We start from the raw sequence: 537 nt of genomic DNA, 5'->3' as shown, positions 1-537 counted from the left end.
CGTCCCCTGTCCACGACTCGGGTCGTGTTCTCCACGACGGAACAGGTTGACTACTGGACGTGCCACACGCCCGCTACTCCTATCCACAGAGGGATTCAGAGTTACCTTTTGTGCTTGGTCTAACCGACGCCGAATGTTCTCCGCGCCATTCGAGTCGGCGTTCATTACGGCGTCACACCCACGACAGACGTACAAGCCACGCTCCACACGGTTGGCGTCTCGCTTCTGCCCACAACACGAACACGTCTTCGACGTATCCCGCTCACTCACCGTGACCACAGCGATGCCTTCGGCTTTCGCCTTGTACGTGAGCAAGTTCGTGAAGCGGTCGAACGCCCATCCGTGCAAGCCTTCGTTGCCATGGTCGCCCCAGTTTCGAGCCTCGCCAGTCTCGTCGTCTTCACGGATACTTTCGAGGTTGCCGACAGCAATCGTTCCGACACCCTGTTCGACGCACTCTGAGACGATGTGTCTGGTGACTGCGTGCAAGTAGTGCGACCGACGCTCGGAACGCTTCCGGCGAAGCCTGAGTGCCTT

At 59.0% G+C, this 537-nt stretch carries 1 protein-coding gene; it reads right to left on the bottom strand.

Going from position 1 to position 537, the window contains the following annotated elements; all coding sequences use genetic code 11:
- The coding region (locus ACR3FF_RS27365; RefSeq protein ID WP_458191251.1) for an RNA-guided endonuclease TnpB family protein at window positions 1-537 on the bottom strand (537 nt) is incomplete at both ends.

The sequence above is a fragment of the Haladaptatus ordinarius genome (assembly GCF_054177595.1).
This window is presented reverse-complemented; position numbering and strand designations above follow the sequence as displayed.